This is a genomic window from Tessaracoccus oleiagri (assembly GCF_900103275.1).
In the GTDB taxonomy this organism is placed as follows: domain Bacteria; phylum Actinomycetota; class Actinomycetes; order Propionibacteriales; family Propionibacteriaceae; genus Arachnia; species Arachnia oleiagri.
The window spans coordinates 324,053-347,569 of the sequence record NZ_FNGP01000001.1 but is presented as its reverse complement, the minus strand read 5'-3'; the positions used below and the strand labels follow the sequence as shown (position 1 = coordinate 347,569).

Sequence of the window (23,517 nt, the reverse complement as noted above, 5' to 3'; positions counted from 1 at the left end):
TGCTCACCGCCCGACCGGCTCTGCGGCCCGGTCCGCGGCTTCGTCGGCCGGTGTGGCTACGGGGACGGCCCGCCCCGGCCGGTTCACGGCGGCGCCGATGAGGAGGGCCCCGAGTGCGATGCTCGCGACCCCGAACAACTGCGCCTCGGTCAGCCCGAAGAGGACGCGGTCGTTGATGCGGATGAACTCGAACAGCAACCGCGCGGTGCCGCTCAGGACCAGGTACATTCCGAAGACCGCCAGCGACGGCAACCGGCGACCCACGACGACGAGGACCCCGGCGATGGCGAAGGCACCCAATGACTCATAGAGGGGCACGGGATGGACAGGCACGTCGATCGGTACGGTGCCGTTGGGGAACGCCATGCCCCAGGGCAGGTCCGTCGGCTTGCCGTACGTGCCGTCGCCGGAAAGGAAGCAGCCGATTCGCCCAACCCCGTATGCCACGGAGAGCGGCATGGCCATGGCGCCGGCCACCTTCGTCAACGACAGCCCATGCCGATGGGTCATGACGACGACCGTGAGCGTGCCGCCCACGAGACCCCCGTACCACACGAACCCGGACCCGCCCAGCACGTGGAGGCTCAGGTTGTCCAGGTTCGCGAGCACGAAATAGACCTTCGCGCCGACGAAGCCCCACACCGTGGCCCACAAGGCGATCGAGTGCGCCAACTCCTTGTCGTAGCCGATCGACGTGAAGGCGCGACCCAAGAGGTACGCCCCGACCAGTAGTGCCAACGCCTTGCTCACCCCATAGGACTGGACACCGATCCCGAAGATCGAGAACAACTCAGGCCACATCCGCCACTCCAATCGTGCGCCGTCGCACGCCGGTCGGCGGCGACTGCCCCCAATATCCGGTGCCCACCTGAAGCATCGACCCGGATCGGGACAAGATTCCGTCAAGAAGCAGCGCACGGTTCCCCGATCCAAACCTTGACGCAACCTTTACGATTCCCGGTCACTTGCGAGCGTTCCGCGGCATAGGGTTATACCTATACCCCGTCAGGGTATCTGCTCTCCGGTGCGAGGGCTTGAGATTTCGTACGTGCCTCTTCCGGAACGGCGGTGGGGCCACGTGAGGAGTGATTTGTCATGGGTGCTTCAGAATGGACGGTGCTCGGCGTCGCGTTACTCGCGACCGCCGGGGTGATCTGGTTCTTCTTCGGAAGGAGGAAATCAAGCCGCGCGGAAACGCTGAACGGTGTTCAAGAGGTCAAGGTCTTGGTCAAGGGTGGGTACAGTCCGGACATCATCGAAGTGCGAGCAGGGGTTCCGGTCAGATTCCTCTTCGACCGCAGAGAAACCGGAGACTGCTCCTCGCGCGTGGTCTTCCCCGACTTCAAGATCAACCAAAGCCTGCCCGCCTATGCGACCACGGCCGTCGAGTTCACACCGACCGAGACTGGGGACTTCGGCTTCGCGTGTGGCATGAACATGCTCCGTGGACGGGTACGCGTGGTGGCCGCGGAGGATGCGCCCGCCTCGGGCTCTCGAGTGGGAGGCGCGGTGGCAGTGCTCGATCCGCCGGACTCCGGGGGAGCCCATGACGCTCCAGGTTCCGGCATGGCAGCACCCGATGAGGGCCGAGGCGTCGAGGCCGCTCCAATCGCCGATCTCGTGCCGGATGACGGTGATGCGGAGGAGCGGGAGCGGGACGCCGAGATCAAGGATCTTCGCGGCAGGGTCGTTCTCGGCGCGGTCCTGACCCTGCCCGTGCTGGTGGCGGTGATGGCACAGGACCTCTTCGGAGCTACGTGGGTGCCGCCGATCCTCATGAACCCGCTGCTGCAGCTCGCACTCATCGCTCCCGTCTTCCTCTACACGGGGTGGCCGATCCACAAGACGGGCTGGCTCGCGCTGTCCCACCGCACTGCGGACATGAACTCCCTGATCACACTCGGCACCATCGCCGCCTTCGGGTACAGCTTGGTGGCGACGTTCCTTCCCTGGCTGCTCCCCGCAGACGCGCAGGAGGTGTACTACGAGGCGGTCGGAGTGATCCTGACCCTGATATTGCTGGGACGACTCCTCGAGACCAAAGCGAAGGCCGGCACCGGCGAGGCCATCCGTGCACTGATCGGCCTGCAGCCCAGGACCGCCCGCGTCATCCGCGACGGGGACGAGTTGGAGGTGGCCGTCGAGGAGGTCGTCCTCGGAGACCTCGTCGTGGTGCGGCCGGGAGAGAAGCTGCCCGTGGACGGGGAGGTCGTCGAGGGGTCGTCCGCGGTGGATGAATCGATGGTCACCGGCGAACCCATCCCCGTCACCAAGACCGCCGGCGACGTGGTGATCGGTGCGACGATCAACCAAACGGGAACCTTTCGCTACACCGCGACCAGGGTCGGGTCGGAGACCATGCTCGCCCAGATCATCAAGTTGGTGCGCGAGGCGCAGGGTTCCAAGGCACCGATCCAACGTCTGGTGGACAAAGTCTCCAGCTACTTCGTTCCCGCAGTCATCCTCATAGCGATCTGGGCCTTCGCCGTGTGGGCCATCGTCGGACCTCCGCCGGCGTTGGTGTTCGGTCTGGTGGCCGCGGTATCGGTATTGATCATCGCGTGCCCCTGCGCGCTTGGCCTGGCGACTCCGCTGTCGATCACGGTGGGCACCGGGAAGGGGGCCACGAACGGCATACTCATCCGTTCCGCGGAGGCGCTCGAAATCGCACACAAGCTGGACACCATCGTCCTGGACAAGACCGGAACCATCACGAAGGGTGAGCCGGCGCTGACCGACGTCCATCCCGCCGCCGGGTTCTCCGAGACAGAATTGTTGAGACTGGTCGGCGCCGTCGAACGATCCTCCGAACATCCATTGGCGCAGGCCATCGTGCTCGGCGCACTCGGGCGAGGCATCGAGCTGCCCGAGACGTCGGCGTTCGACTCCCTGACAGGTCAGGGAGTGAGGGGGTTCGTCGAGGGGCATGAAGTGTTGGTCGGGAACGCGCGGCTGCTCGCGAACGTCGGCGTGACCCCTGACTCCGCGATCGCTGACCGGCTGGCCGGCGATGGAAAGACCCCGATGTTCGCCGTGGTCGACGGAAAACTGGCCGGCGTCATTGCGGTCGCGGACACGTTGAAGGAGGGGTCGGCCGCCGCCGTCGCAGCCCTTCGGGCCAGGAAGATCGACGTGGTGATGATGACCGGCGACAATCGTGCCACGGCAGCGGCCATCGCGCGCGAAGTCGGCATCTCGCGGGTCCTCGCAGAGGTGTTGCCCGAGCACAAGGCTGACGAGGTCAAGCGACTCCAGTCCGAGGGCCGCACCGTCGGAATGGTCGGAGACGGTATCAACGATGCCCCCGCGCTCGCGCAGGCAGACGTTGGTTCCGCGATCGGCACCGGGACGGACGTCGCGATCGAGGCTTCGGACATCACGCTCATCTCCGGAGCCCTCTCCGGTGTGGTGACTGCAGTCGACCTTTCGAGGGCGACCATGCGCAACATTCGCCAGAACTTGGTGTTCGCGTTCATGTACAACGCCTTGGGCATCCCGATTGCCGCCGGGGTCTTCTACCCGGCTCTGGGGTGGATGCTCAGCCCGATACTCGCAGCGGCCGCGATGGCGTTGTCGTCCCTATCCGTCGTGGGCAACGCGAACCGGCTGCGTGCCTTCAAGCCCGCAGCGGTCAATCCCAACCCCATCGTCCCCACCACCGACCCGGTGGTGACGGTCGGAAGCACTGAAGAACCGGAAGGAACCATCATGTCCAACTCCACCAAGGTCGTCGATCCCATCTGCGGGATGACGATCGACCCCGCCACTGCGGCCGCCAGCGCCGAGTACAACGGGCAGATCTACCACTTCTGCTCTGACCACTGTGCCTCGACGTTCGAGTCAGACCCGACCCGGTATGCAGGGTCATCGAAGTAGTGACCATGAGCGGGAGGCTCGCCAACCCAACCGATGGCGAGCCCCCCGCGCCGATCAGAAGAGGAGACCGCGATGAGTGGGACCACGAAGGGTGACCTGTTCCTGCGGCTGCGTCGGATCGAGGGCCAGATCCGTGGGATCTCCAAGATGGTCGAGGAGGATCGGTACTGTCCCGAGATCCTCGACCAGGTTTCCGCCGCAACCAGGGCCCTGGAACGGGTGGCGCTCGCCATTCTCGACGACCACGTGTCCCATTGCGTGGTCGAGGCCGTCAAGCTCGGCGGTGAAGAACAAGAGGCGAAGCTGCGAGAGGCGTCGACGGCGATCGCCCGCCTGGTACGCACCTAGGCGTCGTCCATCAGGCCTTGGGGCGGCGGCTGGGGAGCGCGTCGAGGGTGTGGCGGGCGATGGCCCGCGTGCTCCAGGCGTCGACGGCCGCGCCCACGCCGCCACCGACGAACGGCACCCCCTTGGCGAGCATCAGGCCCAGACGCTTCCCGCTGATCGCGCTCATCGCGCGCTCGAGGAGGACCTTCGCGACCGCGCCGTCGAGGTGGCTGTCGAAGACGGGGGCGGTGGCCACGACGAGCGGCGAGCTCGGCAGGACCCCCTTGCTGACGAGCGCGGCGCCGGCGGAGGGGCCGAGCATGCACATCAGCAGCGCGGTCCGCACGCGCGGGTCCTCGAGTTCGTAGCCGCGGAGGTGGGCGATGGCCGACACCATGCGGGCCTGCACGAAGGCGTGCGCCCCGATGTTGGCGGGGATGGTGACCAGGGACATCAGGAAGCCGCCCCAGTTCGTCGCGAATCCCTGCCCGCCCGCGAGCGCGAGGTGTTGGTTGACGATCGCGCGGATGGCGGCCTCCGCGTCGCCGTGCCTGCCCAGTTGCGCCTTGGCGGTGGCGTGGGCGCCGGGCAGTGCCCCCTTGCCGGTGATCGCCAGGTCGAGGATCTGATGGAATACGTCCGCGCTGAGGTTCTCGGCGGCCGCCAGCTGCTTGTCGTCCATGTGCTCTCCTTCAATGCCAAGGTTCCCACACGGCACCAAGCATGTCCGTCGAGCCGCGAGGTTTGTCCCCTGCGCCTGCAACACTGTGGTGGTGCTCAGCAAGCTCTTCGGCGACCCCGCGACCTGGCCCCGCCAGGACCTCATCGCGGTCTCCGAGGACTTCGACGCGCAGATCGTCGTCGAGGCCTATGCCGCCGGCGTGTTCCCGATGCCGGTGGAGCCGTCCTACATGGGGTGGTGGTCGCCGGTGCAGCGCGGGGTGCTGCCGCTCGGCCGACTGCGCATCACCCGTTCGCTGCGCCAGTCCGCGAAGCGCTACACCACGACGGTGAACCGCCGCTTCGGGGCGGTGCTCGCCCGGTGCGCCGACGAGTCGCGCGAAGGCGCCTGGATCGACCGGCGCATCGCCGACGTCTTCACCAACCTGCACCGCGCGGGGGTGGCGCACAGCGTCGAGACGTGGGACGCCGAGGGTCGCCTCGTCGGCGGGCTCTACGGCGTGCACTTCGGTGGCCTGTTCGCCGGCGAGTCGATGTTCCACGACCCGGCGCGCGGCCGCGACGCGTCGAAGGTGGCGCTGCTGCGGCTCGCGCTGCAGCTGCACCATGTGTCGGTGTCGATCCTTGACGTGCAGTGGCTCACCGGCCACCTGGCCAGCATGGGCGCCGTCGAGATCCCCCGCGCCAACTATCTCGCCCGGCTCGACGCGGTCCTCGCCCAGCCGACGCAGCTGTGGGAGGACGAGCGGCTCGACGGGCCGACGCTGCTGGCGCGGCTCGACGAGGTACGCAAGCCACCTGCGTCGGGTGCGGTTCACCCGCCGACGTAGGCAGGTGAAACCGACTGGAGGCAGGTGAACCGCCGACGGAGCCGCCTCAAAGCCCAGAAACCCGAAGGGCCCGGCCGGAGCCGGACCCTTCGGGTGTTGGAGAGGTGCGCTGGGCTCAGGCCCAGCGGGAGGCGTTGGCGCGCTCGGTGGCGTCGTAGCCGTCGGCGATGTTGCCGAGGAGGACGGGCATGCGCTCGATGATCTCCGACTGGCGGGCGGCGGAGCGGTCCCACTGCACCTGCACCTCCTGGTAGGCGTGCCGTGCGTTGTCCTCCCAGAAACCGAGGGACTGGTTGAGCTCGCCCTTGAGGGTCTCCAGCAGGTCGGTGAGTTCCTTGTGCGCCCGGCGCAGGGAGGCGATGCCGTCCTGAAGGCCGGACTGGGTGTAAACGGTTGCGTCGCTCATTTTCGATTCTCCTTGTAAGTCCGTGTGCTCAGGGGGTCAGATCGTGCCGATGAACTTGTTGGCCTCGGCCTGCGACTCGTCCTCGCGGATCGTGTAGTCGCGGAGGGTCTCGGTGAGCGCGCCGTGGATCTTCTCGAGCCCGTTCTTGACCTTCTCGTACTCCTCGTCGAAGCGCTGGTAGCCCTGCTGGAACGCGGTGGACGCCTTGCCGGTCCAGACGGCGGAGAGCTGCTGCATCTCGCCGCGCAGACGGCTCTGCAGGGCCTGGATCTGCTGGTGCTTGGCGTCGATCTGCTGGGCGGCCTTCGCCATTTCGGCGCGGTCTACCGACTTGTTGGCCATGGTGGGGATTCCCTTCGATGTGGAGACTGTGGGCGCGGCAGTCCGGTCGCTGGTGTATGCCGCATGTCGTGTACGACCATAGGCGGGTCATGGGTCATTTGTCAGGCCCGCTGACCCCCTCTGTCCGGTATTCGAGTAGGAGTACCTAGACGCCCGTCGTCGCTACCTACGGACCCTCGTCGGAGGACGGGGGACGGAGCACCTGAACGCTGTCCAGCGAGAGGTTCCGGCCGCCGCGCAGCCCGTCGGGGATCTGCGACAGGAGCCCGCCCGGGACGGGGACGAGTGCGGTCTCGCCGTACCCGAGCGCGCGCCGCGACACCACGTCGGGGATCGCGTACTTCACACCATCGGCGACGAGGAAGGCTGCGGTCTCCGGCGACTGCGAGCCGCTGTGCCGCAACAGGGCCCCGGTGAGGGGCTCCATGGCGATCAGGTCGAAGCTGTTGCCCACGGTGACGCGGAAGTTCGCGGGGAGCTCGGGGGTCTCGTCGCCGTAGCTGATGACGGGATCGTCGGGGCGGTCCTCGGTCCACGTGGCGCAGATGGAGCGGCTCTCGACGTTGGCGTCCTGCGGCGGGCCGACGGGCTGGTCCCACGGCACGTCGGGGGTCCGCCGCGACGGCAGCGAGAAGCGGTCGAGCCCCTTCCAGTCCTGCGCGCCGAGGGTGCGGACCTGGTTCGTCGAGCCCTGGTGGTACTTCTGCACCAGCGCGTCCATGTCGAGGTAGGAGATGCGCACGACACCCTCCTCGGTCTGGACGAACCACTGGTCCTGGGTGGGGTCCGTCGACGCCTCGGCGCGGCCGATGTCGCCGCGGGCGAAGCCGGCGATGTAGCGGCCGTGGTCGTCGCCGATGCCCTGGATGTCCAGGGGAGTGATGGGCAGCCCCTCCGGCATCGCGGCGATCCACGCGTTGCCGACCTCGATCCGCGGCAGGTCCGGCACCATCGTCAGGCCGCTGTTGGTCGGGTCGGTCCACAGGCGGTGCTTCTTGCCGCCGAAGATGATGTACTCCGAGCGGTCCGAGTGCTGGGCGACGAAGGCGAACCCGTCGCTCGCCGGTGGGGAAGCGTTGAACTCGAGGGTGACGAAGCGCTCGCCGCTCAGGTCGGGGGCGGTGGAGCACATCTTCAGCGGGTAGGCGTCCACGTCCTCGGCGGCCGGCAGCTGGCGGGGCGCGCCGTCGATGCCCTCCACCGGCGCCTGTCGCAGCCCTCGCAGCGCGTCGGTGCGCACGTTCATGGTCCGCGGGCGGCCGTCGGCCTCGGCCCCGGCGGCCTTCAGACGGGCCGACGCCACGTCGGCCATGGGGATCAGTAGGTCGCCCTCGGGGCTGTAGACGAACAGGGCCCCGGACTCCGTGTCGGAGATCACGACCCCGCCCTCCTTCCAGCCCGGGTTCGAGTCCGGCCGGATGAGGCCCATCAGGGTGTACCCGGCGACCAGGATGACCCCGAGCAGCACGGACACGAACGTCGCCATGCCGACGCGGCGCAGGGGCGGGGTGGGGTCGTCGGGGTCACGGTTGATGAAGGAGGCGATCATCCGGCGCGACGTGAACGCCTGCGCCTTGAGTAGGTCCTTGCGAGTCGCCAACTTCGATCCCTGTCCGGAGGTGGGGTTTGCCGGTCACATGCTAGACCGGATCGGGCTCCAAGCCGGATCCCTCGCGCGTACGTGCGTGGGCCCGCGTGCCCCTAGAGTGTTCGCGAACGTCGTCGAGAGGACACCATGCTGCGGTCAGCGCCACCTGCGAGGGCTCAGCTGCCGTTGCGTGCGCGCTCGACCCGGCACATCCCCGTGGTCGTGTTCTGGCAGGTGGCCCTCGCCGCCGCGCTGGCTCTCGCGATGCTGGGCCGGCCGTGGTCGTACGCGCTCGCCGCGGGGCTCGTGCTGCTCGGCATCCTGCTGACCGTGCCCGTCAACGGCCGGACGCTGCCCCGCACGCTGTGGCACCGGTACGCGTTCGGCCGACGGCGGCGCGCCTTCGTCGCGGAGGCGGACCAGCCGGAGGACCTCGTCCCGCTGGCGCAGTGGCTGCCCGACCTCGAGGTCACGCAGATCAAGGACGCGCACGACGGCGAGATCGGCGTGGTCGCCGACGGCAGGTCCTGGACAGGGATCCTCGAACTCACCTCGGACCTCCAGCTCTTCTCCGACCGCGGCAACCGGCTCGACCTCGCCGAGCTCGCGACGCTCACGCGGCAGGACGACGTGACGTTCGCCGGCATCCAGGTCGTGACGCTCACGGTCGGCGCCCCCACACGCGCGATGCTGCCCGCTTCGTCGCCCGCCGCCGACGCCTACCGCGAGATCCTCGGCGACGAGCTGCCCCCGCCCGCCGTGCGGCGCACCTGGCTCGCGCTCCGGCTCGACCCCAACCTCTGCCTCGAAGCCGTCGGACGACGAGGCCTCGGTGAGAGCGGCGTCTTCGCCACCCTGCGCTTCGGCCTCCACCGCGCCCAGGCCACCCTCAAGCGCCGGGGCGTCCAGACGGAGCCGCTCGACCCGCTGCAGATCGCGGAGGCCCTCGCGCTCACTTCGGGCGCCGGCCCCGAACCGCGCGAGGAGCGCAGCCGGGAGGAGTGGGAGATGTGGTGGTGCGACGGCCTCGTCCACGAGTCGCGCGCGGTGCGGAGCTTCGGCAAGGACCCGAGCGCCGGCTACCAGTTGCTCCTCGACGCGGTCGCCACCGCCCCCGCGATGATGGCGGTCACGTCGTACACCGTCGCCCCCGGCGAGCCGGCGCAGGGCGCGCTGCGGCTCGTCACCAGCAGCCGTGAGCAGGCGCTGGAGGCCGACGAGGCGGTGCAGACCCTGGTCGGATCGGCGCTGCGGCTCGGCCCCCTGGGCGGCGCGCAGGTGCCCGGCCTCCTCGCCACCGTGCCGCTGGGAAGGCGGGCCGACTCGTGACCGTCGACTTCCAGGCCCTCGCCCCCGACCGTGAGAGCGTCGAGTCCGTCGTCGCGACGGGGCCCTCCGGGCTCCTGCTCGGCCGGGGCCCGGGGGGACCCGTGACGCTGCGGCTCTTCCGACCCCAGCCCACCCGACTGTTCCTCGCGGTCCCCGACTACATGCGTTGGTTGGTCGCCTTCCGCGCCATGTGCCTGGGCGCCCACCTGTCGGTGCTGGCGCGCGACCACCGCGAATGGCTGTCGCTCGCCGACACCATCCGGGCCTGCGGCGGCACCATCGACCTGCTCCACACCCCGGAGAACGTGCCGGGCCAGGGCCGGCCCTTCCGGCCGAGCCTCATCGTCGACGAGGTGGGCGCCATCGGCCCGACCCACCGTCTCGGCGCCTGGCAGGCCGTCGCGCACGTCGGCGACCCGGCCTCGTCGCGGGCGGTGAGCGAACTGCGCAACAGCGACGTCGTCATGGTCTCGTCGCTCGACGGGCGGACCGGCGAGAACCTCCGCCGCGCCTACGCCCTCCCCGCGAGCCAGGTGAAGTCGGCCTCCGGCCTCGGCGAGACGGAGGTCGCCCTGGCGACCGTGCGCCGCATCGCGCGCGTCGCCATGCCTCCGAGCCCGACCGAGTTCCGGCTACTGTTTTCGCCCGGTTCCTGAGACTGAGCAAGGGAGCGCAGCGACCGCGTCGAAGGCTCAGGAATCTGGCGAAGATCGAGCGCGAGCGGAGCGAGCTGGTCGAGATCTCGGCCTGACCGTCCCTGCGAAGCCGCGCCGGGTCTCGGCACGGCCGCAGGCGAGTCAGGCGCGGGGAGGTTTCCAGCGCAGCCGCGCCCGGATCTCGGCCAGCTCGCTCCGCTCGCGCTCGATCTTGAGCTGATCCACGCGCCTTCGACGCGGCGCTTCGCGCCTTGCTCAGTCGCCTGGCCCGGCTCAAATGTTGAAGAGGGACCGGAACCAGACGTAGAAGTCGAGCACGCCCAGCATGAAGGGGACGATCCCGATGATCGCGAGCCACTCGAAGATGTCGCCCCAGCGGCCCCACGTGGGGGAGAGGATCTTCGCGTGCCAACTGGCGGAGTAGTGGGCGAGCAGGTACGCACCGAGCAGCGTCACGCCGAAGAGGACCAGTAGTCCGATCAGCGACGAGGTGGCCGCCATCGCGATCGCGAGCACGCCGACGCCGGTGATGACCGCGCCGCCGAGCAGCAGCGCCAGCCGCTGGGCGAGCCCCACGAACGCGCGGGCCCGCATCAGGAAGGCCAGCCCGACGCTGAGCACCAGCGCCACCGCCCAGACGCTGCCCTGCTGCATCGCGATGAACGCCGACGCGGTCGCCGCGGCCACCGTGCCGGTCAGCATGCCGGCGAGCAGCCGGTCGGCGAACACCGCGCGCTCCACGATGTCCGACTGCACGGGTGTGTCGTCGGCGAGCATGGCCTCCGTGGTCACCGGGAGATTGGGCAGCGCGATGCCGGCGATCTGGAAGCTGAGCGTCGGGAAGAACGCGGTGACGAACACCAGGACGGCCATCGTGCCGGCCGCCACCTCCGCGTCGTGCCCGAAGTTGAGCGCCATGACCGACGAGGACGCCAGCATGATGCCCCCGAACAGCGCCGCGGCGAAGAGCGGCATGGTGTGCACGCGCGCCGCGAGGGCGTTCGCCGCCGCGGATGCGAGGACCAGCGAAGACGCCATGAGGATGTGTATGTGCAGCGCCGCGTTGGTGGCGATCACGTACGGCAGGTACCAGCCCACGACGCCGGCCAGCACGACGCTGCACCAAGCCAGCACCGTCGACGTCGGACGCTCGCGCGCCGCGCGGGCGAGCGCGATGGCCGCGATGAAGGCGGCGAACGACAGGAATCCCGTGGCCGCGAGCACGATGCCGCGGGCGAGGCGGCCCTCGTCCGACGTGCCCAGGATGATCAGGAACGGCATGAACACCAACAGCACGCCGAGCAGCACCAGCGAGATGGTGCGGGAGTGCCGCGCGGCCCACGACGGACGCGCGTTCGTCGCGCTCGCCACCGCGTCGACGACGTCGTCGAATGCCGCGTCGGGGATGGCGTTCTCCCGCTGCCGCAGGTGGAGGGTCTCCCCGTCGCGGATGCCGAGCTTGCTGATCGGGGCGTAGAGGTCGAACGGATCGGAGCCGAACCGCTGCAGCACCCAGGCGTGCACGGCGTCGGTGGGGGAGTTGGCCTCGAGGCCCGCGAAGCGCAGGATGCTGGGCAGCAGCTCGCTCAGGCTCACCGAACCGGGCAGCGCGAGATCGACCCGGCGGTGCGACGAGATGATCGTTACGCGCGCGAGGTCTTCCTCTTGGACGGGTGTGCTCACGGGGAGCACCCTAGTTGGAACGCGGGTCGAAGCTCCACCGCCCCGGTGGCTTGGCACGCGCGCACGAAACGCGCAAGGGGAACGAACGACACCCGATCACTTTGTCACGGACTTGTCACGACTAGTGGGTCGGGAAGTGCCTTTCCCAGTACCCTTCACGCATGAGCGCCGTAAACCTCAAACAGATCGCCGAGCAGGCAGGCGTCTCGTTGGCGACCGCGTCGCGCGTCCTCTCCGGCAGCGACTACCCGGTCAAGGAAGAACTCCGGCAGCGTGTCCTCCAGGTGGCGTCCGAGCTCGACTACGTTCCCAACGCCAACGCCCGGGGCCTGCTGCGGGGCCGATCGTCCACCGTCGGCGTACTCGTGGGCGACGTCTCCGACCCCTTCTTCTCGGGAATGGTCGGCGGTATCCACGAAGTCGCGGGGAAGGCCGGCTACATGGTCACCGTGGTCAACACGTTCCGCGAACCGGAGACCGAGCTCGACACCCTGCGGCGCCTCCGCGCGCAACGCGTCGACATCATGATCGTCGCCGGTTCGGGCCTCGACGACGAGGCGTACACCACCGGGCTGGAGCGCAGCCTCGGCGCCTTCATGAAGTCCGGCAACGCCGCGGTACTCATCGGTCACCACGAGGTGTCCGACGAGTTGCCCGCCTGCCACGTCCGGTTCGACAACCGCGCCGCCGCGCGGGAGGTCGCGGAGCACCTCCACGGGCTGGGGCACCGGCGCATCGCCCTCATCACCGGCGACCCGCGACTCCTCTCGACGCGTGACCGGTGCGCCGGATTCCGCGACGTGTTCGGCGACGACCTCGTGTGCCAGGAGACCGAGCCCACGCGCGACGGCGGGTACGAGGCGGCGGCCAGGATCCTCGACGAGCACCCGGACGTCACTGCGATCGCAGCCACGGCCGACCAGATGGCGCTCGGTGCGCTGGTGCAGCTGCGTGAGCGCGGGATCGCCGTGCCCGGGAAGATCTCGGTGGCCGGGTTCAACGACATCGAAGTGTCCAAGGACCTCGTTCCTTCACTGACCTCGGCCCATGTCCCATTGGACGAGATGGGCCGGCGCGCGATGGAGCTCGGTCTGAAAGCCTTGGAGGGTGAGGTGGCCCATTTCGAGGTGCAGCCGCAGCTCGCCATCCGCGAGTCGACGGGACCGGTCCGGACCGACTGAAGATCCCTCGGCCCGGTTCACCCCGGGCGATAACAAATCAATCACGCCCCTAGACAAGCAACCCTTTGCTAGATAAGGTTTTCTCAACGGAGTCCCGTCAACCCAAAGGAGAGTTGTGATCATCAGACGCTACGCCCGGGCCGCAGCCGCCATCACGGCCGCCGGCCTGCTGGCCGCCTGTTCCGCCGCGGCGGACACGCCCGACGCCCCGCCCACCGGCGACGAAGCCGCGGAGATCAGCGGCGACATCACGTTCCGCACCTTCCCGATCAGCCCCGAGGTCCGCGCCAACGCCGACGAGGACTTCTGGAAGTCCCAGGTCGACGCCTTCATGGACGAGTACCCCAACATCAAGGTCACGAACGAGGTCCTTCCCTGGGCCGACCGCGACACCGCCCTGTCGAGCGCTATCGCCGGCGGCGTGGCGCCCGACATCGTCTACATGATCCCCAACGAGATCGTGCAGTACCAGGCGCAGGGTGCTCTCGCGCCGCTGCAGGACTTCCTTGTCACCGACGGGTACTACGAGAACGCGCTCAAGTACGGCAACATCGACGGCAACCAGTACAGCGCCCCGATCCTGATGTCGGTCGTGCCGACCGTCTGCAACGGCCCGCTCCTGGAGCAGGTTGGCATGGATGTGCCGAAGACCTGGGACGACCTCCTCGCGCTCGGCGAGGCCGCCAAGGCCAAGGGCCTCTACGCGACCCAGCTCGGGTTCAAGCCGAACGACGCCATGGACATGGGCTTCCTGCCCTACGTCCAGCAGGCCGGCGGCAGTACGTTCGACGAAGAGGGCAACCCGACGCTCGACTCCCCCGAGGTGCTCGAGGCCGTGAAATTCCTCCGGACCCTCGCCGACGAGGGCTACATCGACGTCGATGACTCGGTCACCGCAGTCCCGACGGAGCAGTCCGGCATCGCCGAGGGCACCGTCGTCTGTGAGATGAGTCAGGGCGCCGGCATCATGAAGCCGTACTGGGGCGATGATCGTGTCGTGGGCCCGCCGCTGGAGAACGTCACGAGCGCCGGCTACGGCACCATCGGCTCGTTCACCCTCCTCGAAGGCTCCGACCAGAAGGAGGCCGCCGCGGTCTTCCTCAACTGGATCACCCAGCCCGAGCAGTTGACGGCGATCCACGACTTCAGCCTGTTCTACCCGCCGAAGGAATCCGCCGAGCTCACCATGGAAGAGGGCTCGCCCGAGGCCGAAGCCGGCAAGTACCTCGACGTGGTGACCCCGGGTGTTCAGCACCCGAAGGCCCGTGAGGTCAACTCGGTGATCATCGCCGAGATGCAGTCGGTTCTCCTGGGACAGAAGTCGCCCGAGGACGCCGTCGCCGATATGCAGGCACAGGCCGAAGACATCGTCGGCTGACCATGCATCTCGCCAAGCCCACCACATCTGTGGGGAAGACCTCCCGGCGCCGGCTCGTCCAGCGCCGGGAGGCCCTCGCGGGGGTGATTTTCGTCCTCCCGGTAGTCGTCCTCTTCTTCGTCTTCAAGCTCTTCCCCGTGTTCGGTGGGATTCTCATCTCGCTCGGTGACTTCAAGATCACCGGAGCCTTCGAGTTCCTCGGACTTGACAACTACCGCGACATGCTGACCGATCGCGCCTTCTGGAACTCCTTCTGGGTGACGGTCATCTTCACGGTCGCTGTCGTACCGATCCTCATGACGGTCTCCATCACGTTGGCCATCCTGGTCCGACGAATCGCGCCGTTCATCAAATTCTTCCGCGCCGCCTACTTCATCCCCTCGATCACCTCGCTGGTCCTCGCCGGTGCAGTGTTCGTCTGGGTGTTCAACGCGGGTGGCATCGTCCCGAGCCTCGCCCAGCTCGTAGGGGGCGACGGCCGGTCATGGTTGGGTCAGCCGGTTCTGGCGTTGGCCGCCATCGTCTTCGTCGCGGTCTGGGGCCGTTTCGGGTTCGACATGCTCATCGTGCTGGCGCGTCTGCAGGACCTGCCCCGCGAACTCGACGAGGCCGCCTCCATCGACGGCGCCAACGGGTGGCAGCGGTTCTGGTTCGTGACGTTCCCGCAGCTGAAGCCCCAGCTCTTCTTCCTGGTCGTGATCGAGACAACGTTCTCCTTCCAGGTGTTCGACGTCGTCTTCGTCATGACCGGTGGTGGCCCGTCAGGCTCCACCAATGTGCTCGGAATGCTCCTCTACGAGGAGGCCTTCCGGTTGTTCCACTTCGGCTATGCCGCCGCTATCGGCGTCGCCATGATGATCCTGCTTGTTTCCCTGGCCCTGATCCAGCGCGCCGTGATGAATAGGGGTGAGTGACGTGACGACCAGTTCCTCCGTCCTGGATGCCGGGCAGATCCTGGCCGAGGACCGCGAGCCGAAGAAGGCGAGGCCCGCGAAGCTGGTTGCCGAGCGGGACAACCTTGCCCCCCGCGGCTGGGCCGCCGTGGTGCAGTACACGATCCTCGTACTGGCGGGCATCGTGTCGCTATTCCCGTTCTACGCCATGCTCATCATGTCGTTGCGCGAACCCGGCGTGCCGCTGACGTTCCCCGACTCGTTGGTGCCGAAGGACCTCACCTTCCAGCACTACGCGCAGATCTGGAACACCGGCAAGATGCCCCGCTGGCTGATGAACACGGCGATCTACTCGTTCGTGTCGGTGTTCTTCGTCCTGCTGTTCGCGTCGATGGCCGGCTACGGCTTCGCCAAGAAGCGATTCCGCGGGCGCGAGGTGCTGTTCTGGATGTTCATCGCGATGGTGATGGTGCCGTACCACGTGACCTTGATCCCGCAGTTCATGCTCATCTCGAAGATGGGCGGCGTCAACACCTACTGGGGCCTCATTCTGCCGACGCTCGTCAACGTGCAGGCCACGTTCCTGATGCGGCAGTTCATCACGAGCATCCCCGACGAGCTCATCGAGGCGGCGAAGGTCGATGGGGCTGGCGAGGCGCGGATCTTCTTCACGATCATCATCCCGCTGTGCAAGCCGATCCTTGCCACGCTCGGTCTGTTCGTCTTCCTGTGGCACTGGAACGACTTCCTGTGGCCGCTCGTCGTCGCCCAGCACCCCGACGTGCAGGTGCTCACCACCGGCGTCGCGCGGATGCTCCAGGAGAACGCGCCGCTGAGTTCGACGCTCGCCGGTTCGGCGATCGCGCTGGCCCCCATCCTCATCGCGTACCTGTTCGCGTCGCGCCACTTCACCGAGGGCGCGATCATGTCGGGCGTGAAGGGCTGAGCATGAACCTCGAGGCCCGCCAGGAAGGCTACGCCGCGGAGCTGGAGCACTACTTCCGCACGGTGCTCGTCGACGAGTACGACGAGCGCGCGCGTCCGCTCTGGGGCCGCGACTACTCGTCGACGGACGCCTACGCCGTCAGCGTGCAGGCTCGCCGCGACGAGTGGCGCCGCTTGCTGGGGGTGCCGGAGTTCGCCGTCGAGGGCATCGAGACCCGCGAGTCGGACGTTCCCGGCGGCCTCTGGCTGACGGTCCGTCTCGACCGCCACCTCACCGCGCAGGGGCTCCTCGTCGCGCCCGAGGGGGCGACGAGGCTGGTCGTCTTCCAGCACGGGCTCGGCTCCACGCCGGAGCGCGTGATGGGGCTCGGCGACGCGAAGGGCACCTACGACGCCGTCGGGCAGAAGCTCGTCGACGCCGGGTATGCCGTGCTGGCCCCCATGAACCTCATCGGCATCCCGCCGCGCAACCGTGCGCAGTCCCTCGCCCGGCTCGCGGGCACGACGATGGAGGGCCACGAGTTCGCCCGGTTCCAGCGCCTGCTGGCGGCCGTGGCCGAGGTGGCGCCGGAGGTCGACGTCGACGGGTACGCGCTCACGGGCATGAGCTGGGGCGGCCTCGCGGCGCAGTTCTGGGCTCCGCTCGACGAGCGGGCGTCCGCCGTCGCGACGCTCGGGTTCTTCAATCAACGGTCCAACAAGATGGTGGTTCAGGACACGCGCTGGTCGTCGTTCTACGACGAGGCCGAGGACCACGCGTTCCTGCAGGGCCACCTCGTCGGCTTCGGCGACGCGGACCTCGCCTCGCTCGTGTGCCCCCGGCCCTTCCTCGTCCAGCACGGCCGTGCGGACCAGATCGGCTGGTGGCCGGACGTCGCGGAGGAGTTCCGCAAGGCCAGCGCGCACTGGGAGCGCCTCGGCGTAGCCGACCGGGTGTCGCTGCAGATCCACGAGGGCGGGCACGACGTGGACGCCGCCGGCCTCGTCGGGTGGCTCGACGAGCAGTTCCCCCCGCGGAGCTGAGCGAGGCCTCTCTCCGTCGTGGCTGCGCGACTCGATGACACAATCGACGCATGGGAGAGGCGAGAGGGGAGCGGTTCCAACCCGGCGCGCTGGCCGACTGGCATGACTGGCTGGCGGCCAATCACACCCGACGCGAGGGGTCTGGGTGGTGACTTGGCGGAAGCACTCGGGGCGCGTCTCCCCCTCGTACGACGAGCTGGTCCGTGAGGCGCTGTGCTGGGGCTGGATCGACGGCCAGGTGAAGGTGCTCGACGACGACCGGTCGATGCAGTGGATGGCGCCGCGGCGGGGCAGCAGCCCGTGGGCGGCGTCCAACAAGGCCCGCGTTGCCGAGCTTGAGCGCGAGGGGCGCCTGCAGCCGGCGGGCATCGCGGCCATCGAGAAGGCCAAGGCCAACGGGATGTGGACAGTGTTCGACGCGGTTGAGGCGTTGGAGGAACCGCCCGAGCTGCGGGAAGCGCTCGACGCCACGCCGGGCGCGAGACCAGGGTGGGACGCGTGCACGAACAGCCTGCGGAAACAGGCACTGGGGTGGGTGGCGCTGGCGAAGCGACCCGAGACCAAGCGGGCACGGATCGCGGCCATCGTCAGCCGTGTGGCGCGTGGCGAGCGCCCGGTCTGAGGCTCGCCGTACTTGCCGTCAGGCGTAGCGCACGAGGCCGACCGCCGCGGGAGTGGCGTCGACGTCGCGCCTCCACTCGTCGAGGTGCTCGGCGATGAAGTCCTCGTCGGTGAGCTCGGGGTAGCGACGGCGGGCCTGTCGGATCTTCTCGGCCTGGCCGTCAGCCAGACGCTCGTGGTCCGAGAGGCAACGCGACGAGGCCATCAGTCCCTGCTGGCGGAGCATCTCGTTCACGCCCGCGATCGAGCCCGCGAAGCCGTGCTCCGGGTCGAACACGGCCTGGTTGATCGACGTGATGGCGGTAGCGGCGGCCAGTACCGTTTGGGTGACCGGCTCGTCGCGCCCTTCCCAGATTCGACGCGTCAGCTCGCCCGCGGCCCGGGTGCCCACCGCCCACTGGCCGAGGAGGCCGCCGGAGAAGCGCACCTCCTGGAGCAGGCCGTCGCCGTAGCGGTGCGGGAGCATGAGGTCCGAGAGGATCGCGTCGTCGTTGCCGGTGAGCAGCGCCACGTCGGTGCGGCCGCTGAGCGCGAGCGCCTCGGCGACGTCGGCGGTCCGGTAGCGGTCGAACGGCGCCACCTTGATGGCGACGAGGTTGTCGATCTGGAGCAGCGCCTCCCAGAAGCCCGGGGAGAAGTACTGCCCGCCGACGGACTCCTGCATGTAGAAGCCCATGATCGGCATGACCTCGGCGACGGCGCGCGAGCGCTCGAGCCACTGCTGCTCGGAGCGGTCGGTCATGCCGTAGGTGGAGAGGAGGCCGGCGACGTAGCCCAGGTCGCGCGCGGCGTGCGCCTCCTCGACGGCCTGCGGGGTGTCGCCGCAGATGCCTGCTACGAGCTTCGCCTCGGGGCCGAAGTGGTTGCGGACCTCGGCGGCCTCCCGCAGGACACGCCGGAACAGGAGCGGATCGTCGTGGATCTCGAACTGGGTGGTGTGTACGCCGACGGCGAGCCCCGTGGCCCCTGCCGCGAGGTAGTAGCGCGTGACCAGGCGCTGGGAGGCCCAGTCGGGTCGCCCCTGGGCGTCGACGGCGAACGGGTGGGCGGGGATGGTGTAGGGCGGCTGGCCCAGTACGTGCGTCATCAGAATCCTCCGTCGCGACGCTGGAACTTGGTGGGTTTGCCGAGCTGGCGGCCGCCGGCGCGCACCCACGCCGCAACCCACTCGATCAGGGTCTCGGGAGTCACGGTCGGATACCCGAACAGGGCGTGGCACTTGGCGGCGTTGGAGAGGAGCGCCGTGTCTGCCTCCTCGCCCTCGGTACTTAGCTCCCAGCCGCCGTGGGTGGCGAGCCGCTCGGCGATGTAGCGCGTCGACAGCGTCTCGGGGCCGGTGCCGTTCAGGATCTCGGCGGGGGTCCCCGCGATGCGCAGCGACTCGAGCGACCAGGCGTTCGAATCGGCCTGCCACACGACGTTGACGGCCGGCATCGTCACGTCGACGGCCTCGCCGGCGGCGATCTTCTGCGCGATGTCGGCGATGACTCCGTAGCGGAGCTCGGCCGCGTAGTTGAGGCGATAGATGGTGGTGGGGGTGCCCCAGCGCTCGGCAGCCTGCGCGAACGCCTGCTCCCGGGCGGCGCAGGACTGGGCGTACATGCCGACGGGCCCCAGCTCGTCGAGCTCTGTGCTGCCCCCGCGGTTCACCGGCCGCAGTGGATAGACGTTGCCGGTGGAGTAGGCGACGGTTGGGACGCCGCGGTAGCGCGACGCGCAGAAGCCGGGAACGACCGCGTTGAGCCACCAAGTGATCGAGGGGTTCGACGTGGAACCGAACTTGTGCCCGAGCAGGTACAGCACCGCGCCGGCGTCGGGGAGGCCGGCCCAGGAGTCGGGGTCGCCCAGGTCGGCCGAGACGGTTTCGACGCCGTGGTGCCGCAGTTCGGCCGCGGCCGCCTCGTCGGACCAGCGGGAGACGCTGATCACTTTCGCCGACGAACCGGCCTCGTCCAGAGCGCGCCGCGCCATCCGGGCGAGGGTGGGCCCGACCTTGCCGCCGCCTCCGAGCAGCACCAGATCACCGTCGATGTCCCGTAGGGTGTCGATGACGCCGGGAGTGGGACGGGACAGCAGCTCGTCGAGCTGCTCCTCGCTGGTGGGTGATTTCATCGGGCCTCCTTGCTTCCATTCGATGGTAAAGGTTTTCTCAAGGATCGTCAATCATCCAGATGTGGGGGCAGCTGGGCGGAGGACCTGTGTTCGGCTCTTCTGTGCCGTCAGGGCCTCAAGGAAGTAGCGGTTGGGTCTTCCCGTTGCCGTTCGATTGTAATAGATTGCTAGCAATGGTTTTCTATCGAGGAGGATAGATCATGTTGCGAGCAATTCGATGGGGTGTGTCCCTGGCGCTCCTGTTGTCCCTACTTGGGCTGCCACCCGCCCAGGCCACTGACCCCGTGCGCGGAGCGGAGGAGAGCCTCGGCTATCCCATCGCCACCCAAGTGCTGTCCCCGGAGTCGTCGCTCGGAACTGACTCCGAGGGTACCCTGCTCGCCTTCTACGTCACGAACGGTAACGAGGAGGTTCCCGCGATGCTGCAGGTCGTCGACGTGGAGCGCTCCTCCGTCGTCTTCCAGCAGCGGGTTCCCGAGGGGATCAACTCGTGGGCCAATGCGTACTCCACTGTCGACGGCCGAGTCTATTTCGCAACGACCGACGGCCATCTCTACTCGTGGGGGCCGGGCGAGGGCCGGATCACCCAGCACGAATTCCCGCTGACCGGCGAGGGTATCTGGCGGCTCGCGGTCGCCCCCGACGGGATCGTCTACGGGGGAACGTACCCGGGCGGTCTCCTGTTCAGCCTGGATCCGGCGACCGGTTTGGTGACCAACCACGGCCAGGTCAACACCGGCGAGACATACCTTCGCTCGATCGCCGTCGACGACCGATATGTCTACGCGGGCAGTCAGCCGAACGCCAGGCTCGTGAGGTGGGACCGGGAGACGGGGGAGACCTTGGCATTGACACTGCCGAGCGGGCTCACCGGTCAGAACGCGGTCTACGACCTCACGCTAGCCGGCGACCTCCTGTTCGCCCGCGTGGAGTCGTCCAACACGCTCGTCGTCTACAACCGCAGCGACCTCTCCGTCGCCAACGTCGTGCCGAAGATCACTGGCCGGGTGATATCCGGGCTGGACCCGACGGGAGAATTCGTGTTGTTCAGGCTCAACAACGGGGTCGATGCCAGTGGCATCTACCGCTACTACGTGGATGAGCACCGGATCGAGCCGACGGGGTTCAATCCCAACGCGTTCCCCGGTGCGTTCGCTTGGCACGAGTTCGACGACCAGGCGAACTACCCAGGGCACACCCTGGTCATGACCTACTACCGCGGCCGCACGTACGGATACAACTTCGAGAGTCGCAAGGGCACCTACCACGGCGAGTCTATCCTCGAGGCCACGCCCAACCCGATCCAGACCATCGGTGCAGGTCCCGACGGGAACATCTACATCCCGGGTTTCCTCTCCCCGCCCGGAATCGCCCAATTCGATCCTACGACGGACACTACGAGACTGCTCCCGGGTGCCGGCCAGGTGGAAGGCGTCGGCTCCTTCGACGACCTCCTGCTCCTCGGGCGCTACCCGAACGGCCAGTTGACCGCGTATGACACCACGAAGCCGTGGGCCTACGGGACCAACCCTCCGCAGCCATTTCAGATCGGCGATGACCAGGACCGCCCACAGGAGTTCGTCAGGGTGGGCGACGAGGTGGCGGTCAGCTCCGTACCGAAGTCCGGCCGCCTCGGCGGATCCCTCACGATGTGGGACCCGTACAGCGGCAACACCCGCGTGTACACGAATGTCGTGGACCAACAGAGCCCCGTCTCTCTTGCGGAGAAGGACGGCCTCGTCTACGTGGGCACGTCGATCAACGGCGGGTACGGCATCGACCCGGTCGCCACCGAGGCGAAGCTTGTCGGTGTGGACCCCGTGACGGGCGAAGTACGATTCTCAGTCGCTCCCATACCCAACGCCATGACCGTGTCCGGACTGGAGTTCGATGAGCAGGGCAAGCTGTGGGGCATCGCCGACGGTGCGCTGTTCCAGTTCGATCCCGAAACGCGCGAGATACTGCGCGTCGAGCAGACGTTCCCGAGGACGCGCTCCATGTACGGGACGACGAGTGTCATCGAATTCGGCAAGGACGGCTACTTGTACGCCACCAGCGCAGGGGCGCTCTGGCGTGTTGACCCGGCGACCTGGGAGCGGTTGCGGCTTGCCCACACCGGTGTGCGATACCTGGCGCAGGACGGGGCCGGGAACCTCTACTTTGCGCGCGTGGCTACGCTGTATCGCTGGAACTTCGACCTTCCGGGCGCCATCGACGGGACCGCGCCGGTCACCGAGGCCGAGGTGTTGGGGGACGGACAGCGGCCCGACGAGGTCTCCGTCACGCTGACGGCAGTTGACGAGGGCGGTGCCGGTGTCGCCAGCACCCAGTACCGCGTGAATGGCGGCGATTGGCTCGACTACGACGGCGCGATCACCTTCCCGACCGGCGGCAGCTACGTCGTCGGCTACCGTTCGGTCGACGGCGACGCCAACGTCGAGGGCGAGAAGTTCGTGAACGTCACCGTCCGCTACCCCGGCGGATGTGGCGAACACGGCACCGTCGAGGGCAACAACGGGCGACCCGGCTGCGGAAATGTCGAGGGGAGCCCCAACGCTGGCAATCCCTGACTCCACGGTGGACTGCCAATACCGCAACCATGACGGACTTCGGCTTCCTGTGCGGCGTCAGAACCGCACAGGGAGCCGGCGTCTCGCTCAGCCCGAGGTCGCAGTGGCGACGGCTGCCCTCGCCCTCGCTCGGGCGCGCGCGGCGGCGCGAACGACGAGTACGTTCGCCGTCGCGATGATCACCAAGCCCACGCTCTCGGACAGTCCGAGGCGCTCGCCGAGGATGATGGCGCCCCACATCACGGCCATGACGGGGTTGAGGCTCATCATCGTCGAGGCGACGTTCATCGGCAGTCGGCGCAGGGCGATCATGTCGAACGCGTAGGGGAGCGCCGACGACAGCAGCCCGGCCGTGAAGGCGAGCGCGAACACCGTCCACGTCAGGCGGGCGTCGGCGTTGAACAGCAGGTTCGAGGGGACGAGCACGGCCAGGCCGATGAGGCTCGCCATCGCCGACGGCACGAGCCCCGGCAGCCGCTGCCCGGCCACCCGGACCGCGACGAGGTAGAGCGCCCAGCTGACCGCCGCCACGACGGCCCACACGACGCCGGGGCCGGTGGCGGAACCCGTCGGACCGGTCACGAGCACCATGCCGACGAGCGCCAGCCCGGCGCCGACCCAGCCGGGCCACGTGCGGGCGGTGACCGCGGCGAGCGCGATCGGTCCGAGCAGCTCGATCGTGACGCTGAGCCCCACGCCGATGTGCGAGAAGGCCATGTAGATGGAGCCGTTCATGCTGAGCAGGGGGACGGCGACGAGCAGCCCCCAGCGCCAGTCGCTGGCCGACGTCCGACGTAGTTGCCGCCACGCGACCGGCACGTGCACCGCCGCCTGCACCAGGTACCGGGCCAACACGATGCCCAGCACGCCGATCGCCGGGATGACCGACGTGCCGATCGCGGCCCCCAGCTGCACCGACACCGCGCCGACGACCAACAGCAGGACGCCGACGGTGAAGGGCGAGGGGCGTTGCGGGGAAGACACGACGGCCAGCCTAGTGATCGTCTGGCAGTGGACCACGCGGGCCGTTAGGTTTGGTCACGCAATCCTCCGAAGCACGTGCAGAAGCGAGAGCC

Annotated in this window: 21 protein-coding genes; 12 read left to right on the top strand and 9 right to left on the bottom strand. The window is 68.4% G+C overall.

Going from position 1 to position 23,517, the window contains the following annotated elements:
* Positions 1-3: 3 nt before the first annotated feature.
* Complete coding sequence (locus tag BLR46_RS01520; protein ID WP_093248309.1) at positions 4-801, bottom strand: prolipoprotein diacylglyceryl transferase; 798 nt, start codon at positions 799-801, stop codon at positions 4-6.
* A gap of 294 nt (positions 802-1,095) precedes the next feature.
* Between BLR46_RS01520 and BLR46_RS01515 the strand changes: the two genes are divergently transcribed.
* Both BLR46_RS01515 and BLR46_RS01510 read left to right on the top strand, forming a co-directional pair.
* Positions 1,096-3,876 (top strand): heavy metal translocating P-type ATPase, encoded by a 2,781-nt coding sequence (locus BLR46_RS01515; RefSeq protein WP_093248307.1) that lies wholly within the window; start codon positions 1,096-1,098, stop codon positions 3,874-3,876.
* Positions 3,877-3,948: 72 nt separating this feature from the next.
* Positions 3,949-4,224, top strand: coding sequence for a metal-sensitive transcriptional regulator (locus BLR46_RS01510; RefSeq protein WP_093248305.1), 276 nt, complete (start codon positions 3,949-3,951; stop codon positions 4,222-4,224).
* 10 nt (positions 4,225-4,234) lie between these two features.
* Here BLR46_RS01510 and BLR46_RS01505 read toward each other — a convergent pair whose 3' ends face one another.
* A complete protein-coding gene (locus BLR46_RS01505) occupies positions 4,235-4,885 on the bottom strand; it encodes an EcsC family protein (RefSeq protein WP_093248303.1) in 651 nt (216 codons plus the stop codon).
* Between the two features lie 88 nt (positions 4,886-4,973).
* Here BLR46_RS01505 and aat point away from each other — a divergent pair, with 88 nt between their 5' ends.
* Positions 4,974-5,714, top strand: a complete 741-nt coding sequence (gene aat, locus BLR46_RS01500) for a leucyl/phenylalanyl-tRNA--protein transferase (protein WP_425441371.1) — start codon at positions 4,974-4,976, stop codon at positions 5,712-5,714.
* Between the two features lie 115 nt (positions 5,715-5,829).
* Here the strand turns inward: aat and BLR46_RS01495 are convergent, their stop codons facing one another.
* From BLR46_RS01495 to eccB, 3 genes are all read right to left on the bottom strand, one after another.
* Positions 5,830-6,120 (bottom strand): WXG100 family type VII secretion target, encoded by a 291-nt coding sequence (locus BLR46_RS01495; RefSeq protein ID WP_093248299.1) that lies wholly within the window; start codon positions 6,118-6,120, stop codon positions 5,830-5,832.
* Between the two features lie 36 nt (positions 6,121-6,156).
* Entirely contained in the window at positions 6,157-6,462 is a 306-nt protein-coding gene (locus BLR46_RS01490) for a WXG100 family type VII secretion target (RefSeq protein WP_093248297.1), read from the bottom strand.
* A gap of 166 nt (positions 6,463-6,628) precedes the next feature.
* On the bottom strand, positions 6,629-8,062 hold the full coding sequence (eccB, locus tag BLR46_RS01485) for a type VII secretion protein EccB (protein ID WP_093248295.1): 1,434 nt from the start codon (positions 8,060-8,062) through the stop codon (positions 6,629-6,631).
* A 135-nt stretch (positions 8,063-8,197) separates the two neighbouring features.
* Between eccB and eccE the strand changes: the two genes are divergently transcribed.
* Both eccE and BLR46_RS01475 read left to right on the top strand, forming a co-directional pair.
* Positions 8,198-9,379 (top strand): type VII secretion protein EccE, encoded by a 1,182-nt coding sequence (gene eccE, locus BLR46_RS01480; RefSeq protein ID WP_093248293.1) that lies wholly within the window; start codon positions 8,198-8,200, stop codon positions 9,377-9,379.
* Complete coding sequence (locus tag BLR46_RS01475) at positions 9,376-10,035, top strand: hypothetical protein (protein WP_093248291.1); 660 nt, start codon at positions 9,376-9,378, stop codon at positions 10,033-10,035. The genes eccE and BLR46_RS01475 overlap by 4 nt, the downstream gene beginning before the upstream one ends.
* A 273-nt stretch (positions 10,036-10,308) precedes the next feature.
* On the opposite strand, the gene eccD is transcribed toward BLR46_RS01475, so the two are convergent.
* On the bottom strand, positions 10,309-11,718 hold the full coding sequence (gene eccD, locus BLR46_RS01470; protein WP_176761608.1) for a type VII secretion integral membrane protein EccD: 1,410 nt from the start codon (positions 11,716-11,718) through the stop codon (positions 10,309-10,311).
* Between the two features lie 161 nt (positions 11,719-11,879).
* Here eccD and BLR46_RS01465 point away from each other — a divergent pair, with 161 nt between their 5' ends.
* The 6 genes from BLR46_RS01465 (at position 11,880) to BLR46_RS01440 (ending at position 17,760) form a co-directional block, all read left to right on the top strand.
* On the top strand, positions 11,880-12,899 hold the full coding sequence (locus BLR46_RS01465) for a LacI family DNA-binding transcriptional regulator (RefSeq protein ID WP_093248287.1): 1,020 nt from the start codon (positions 11,880-11,882) through the stop codon (positions 12,897-12,899).
* 115 nt (positions 12,900-13,014) lie between these two features.
* The gene (locus BLR46_RS01460) at positions 13,015-14,277 is read left to right on the top strand and encodes an ABC transporter substrate-binding protein (protein ID WP_093248285.1); all 1,263 of its coding nucleotides are present in this window, start codon (positions 13,015-13,017) and stop codon (positions 14,275-14,277) included.
* Between the two features lie 2 nt (positions 14,278-14,279).
* On the top strand, positions 14,280-15,191 hold the full coding sequence (locus tag BLR46_RS01455) for a carbohydrate ABC transporter permease (protein WP_093248283.1): 912 nt from the start codon (positions 14,280-14,282) through the stop codon (positions 15,189-15,191).
* Entirely contained in the window at positions 15,184-16,116 is a 933-nt protein-coding gene (locus BLR46_RS01450; RefSeq protein ID WP_245701439.1) for a carbohydrate ABC transporter permease, read from the top strand. The genes BLR46_RS01455 and BLR46_RS01450 overlap by 8 nt, the downstream gene beginning before the upstream one ends.
* A 2-nt stretch (positions 16,117-16,118) precedes the next feature.
* Positions 16,119-17,138: a dienelactone hydrolase family protein gene (locus BLR46_RS01445; RefSeq protein WP_093248282.1), complete on the top strand. Its 1,020-nt coding sequence runs from the start codon at positions 16,119-16,121 to the stop codon at positions 17,136-17,138.
* A gap of 148 nt (positions 17,139-17,286) precedes the next feature.
* On the top strand, positions 17,287-17,760 hold the full coding sequence (locus BLR46_RS01440; protein ID WP_218118274.1) for a YdeI/OmpD-associated family protein: 474 nt from the start codon (positions 17,287-17,289) through the stop codon (positions 17,758-17,760).
* 18 nt (positions 17,761-17,778) lie between these two features.
* Here BLR46_RS01440 and BLR46_RS01435 read toward each other — a convergent pair whose 3' ends face one another.
* Complete coding sequence (locus BLR46_RS01435; protein WP_093248280.1) at positions 17,779-18,846, bottom strand: dihydrodipicolinate synthase family protein; 1,068 nt, start codon at positions 18,844-18,846, stop codon at positions 17,779-17,781.
* Positions 18,846-19,871, bottom strand: a complete 1,026-nt coding sequence (locus BLR46_RS01430) for an NAD-dependent epimerase/dehydratase family protein (RefSeq protein ID WP_093248278.1) — start codon at positions 19,869-19,871, stop codon at positions 18,846-18,848. The genes BLR46_RS01435 and BLR46_RS01430 overlap by 1 nt, the downstream gene beginning before the upstream one ends.
* A 200-nt stretch (positions 19,872-20,071) precedes the next feature.
* Here BLR46_RS01430 and BLR46_RS01425 point away from each other — a divergent pair, with 200 nt between their 5' ends.
* Positions 20,072-22,441 carry an OmpL47-type beta-barrel domain-containing protein gene (locus BLR46_RS01425; protein ID WP_143008166.1) on the top strand — a complete coding sequence of 790 codons (2,370 nt, stop codon included), beginning with the start codon at positions 20,072-20,074 and terminating at the stop codon, positions 22,439-22,441.
* 87 nt (positions 22,442-22,528) lie between these two features.
* Here BLR46_RS01425 and BLR46_RS01420 read toward each other — a convergent pair whose 3' ends face one another.
* Positions 22,529-23,425, bottom strand: a complete 897-nt coding sequence (locus tag BLR46_RS01420) for an EamA family transporter (protein WP_143008165.1) — start codon at positions 23,423-23,425, stop codon at positions 22,529-22,531.
* Positions 23,426-23,517: the final 92 nt, after the last annotated feature.

Excerpts from the sequence above, each read along its gene's own strand:
- BLR46_RS01430 (WP_093248278.1), bottom strand. The coding sequence starts at position 19,871 with ATGAAATCACCCACCAGCGAGGAGCAGCTCGACGAGCTGCTGTCCCGT.
- BLR46_RS01515 (WP_093248307.1), top strand. The coding sequence starts at position 1,096 with ATGGGTGCTTCAGAATGGACGGTGCTCGGCGTCGCGTTACTCGCGACC.
- eccE (WP_093248293.1), top strand. The coding sequence starts at position 8,198 with ATGCTGCGGTCAGCGCCACCTGCGAGGGCTCAGCTGCCGTTGCGTGCG.
- BLR46_RS01510 (WP_093248305.1), top strand. The coding sequence starts at position 3,949 with ATGAGTGGGACCACGAAGGGTGACCTGTTCCTGCGGCTGCGTCGGATC.
- BLR46_RS01505 (WP_093248303.1), bottom strand. The coding sequence starts at position 4,885 with ATGGACGACAAGCAGCTGGCGGCCGCCGAGAACCTCAGCGCGGACGTA.
- BLR46_RS01495 (WP_093248299.1), bottom strand. The coding sequence starts at position 6,120 with ATGAGCGACGCAACCGTTTACACCCAGTCCGGCCTTCAGGACGGCATC.
- BLR46_RS01520 (WP_093248309.1), bottom strand. The coding sequence starts at position 801 with ATGTGGCCTGAGTTGTTCTCGATCTTCGGGATCGGTGTCCAGTCCTAT.
- BLR46_RS01435 (WP_093248280.1), bottom strand. The coding sequence starts at position 18,846 with ATGACGCACGTACTGGGCCAGCCGCCCTACACCATCCCCGCCCACCCG.
- BLR46_RS01465 (WP_093248287.1), top strand. The coding sequence starts at position 11,880 with ATGAGCGCCGTAAACCTCAAACAGATCGCCGAGCAGGCAGGCGTCTCG.
- BLR46_RS01490 (WP_093248297.1), bottom strand. The coding sequence starts at position 6,462 with ATGGCCAACAAGTCGGTAGACCGCGCCGAAATGGCGAAGGCCGCCCAG.
- BLR46_RS01445 (WP_093248282.1), top strand. The coding sequence starts at position 16,119 with ATGAACCTCGAGGCCCGCCAGGAAGGCTACGCCGCGGAGCTGGAGCAC.
- BLR46_RS01425 (WP_143008166.1), top strand. The coding sequence starts at position 20,072 with ATGTTGCGAGCAATTCGATGGGGTGTGTCCCTGGCGCTCCTGTTGTCC.
- BLR46_RS01455 (WP_093248283.1), top strand. The coding sequence starts at position 14,280 with ATGCATCTCGCCAAGCCCACCACATCTGTGGGGAAGACCTCCCGGCGC.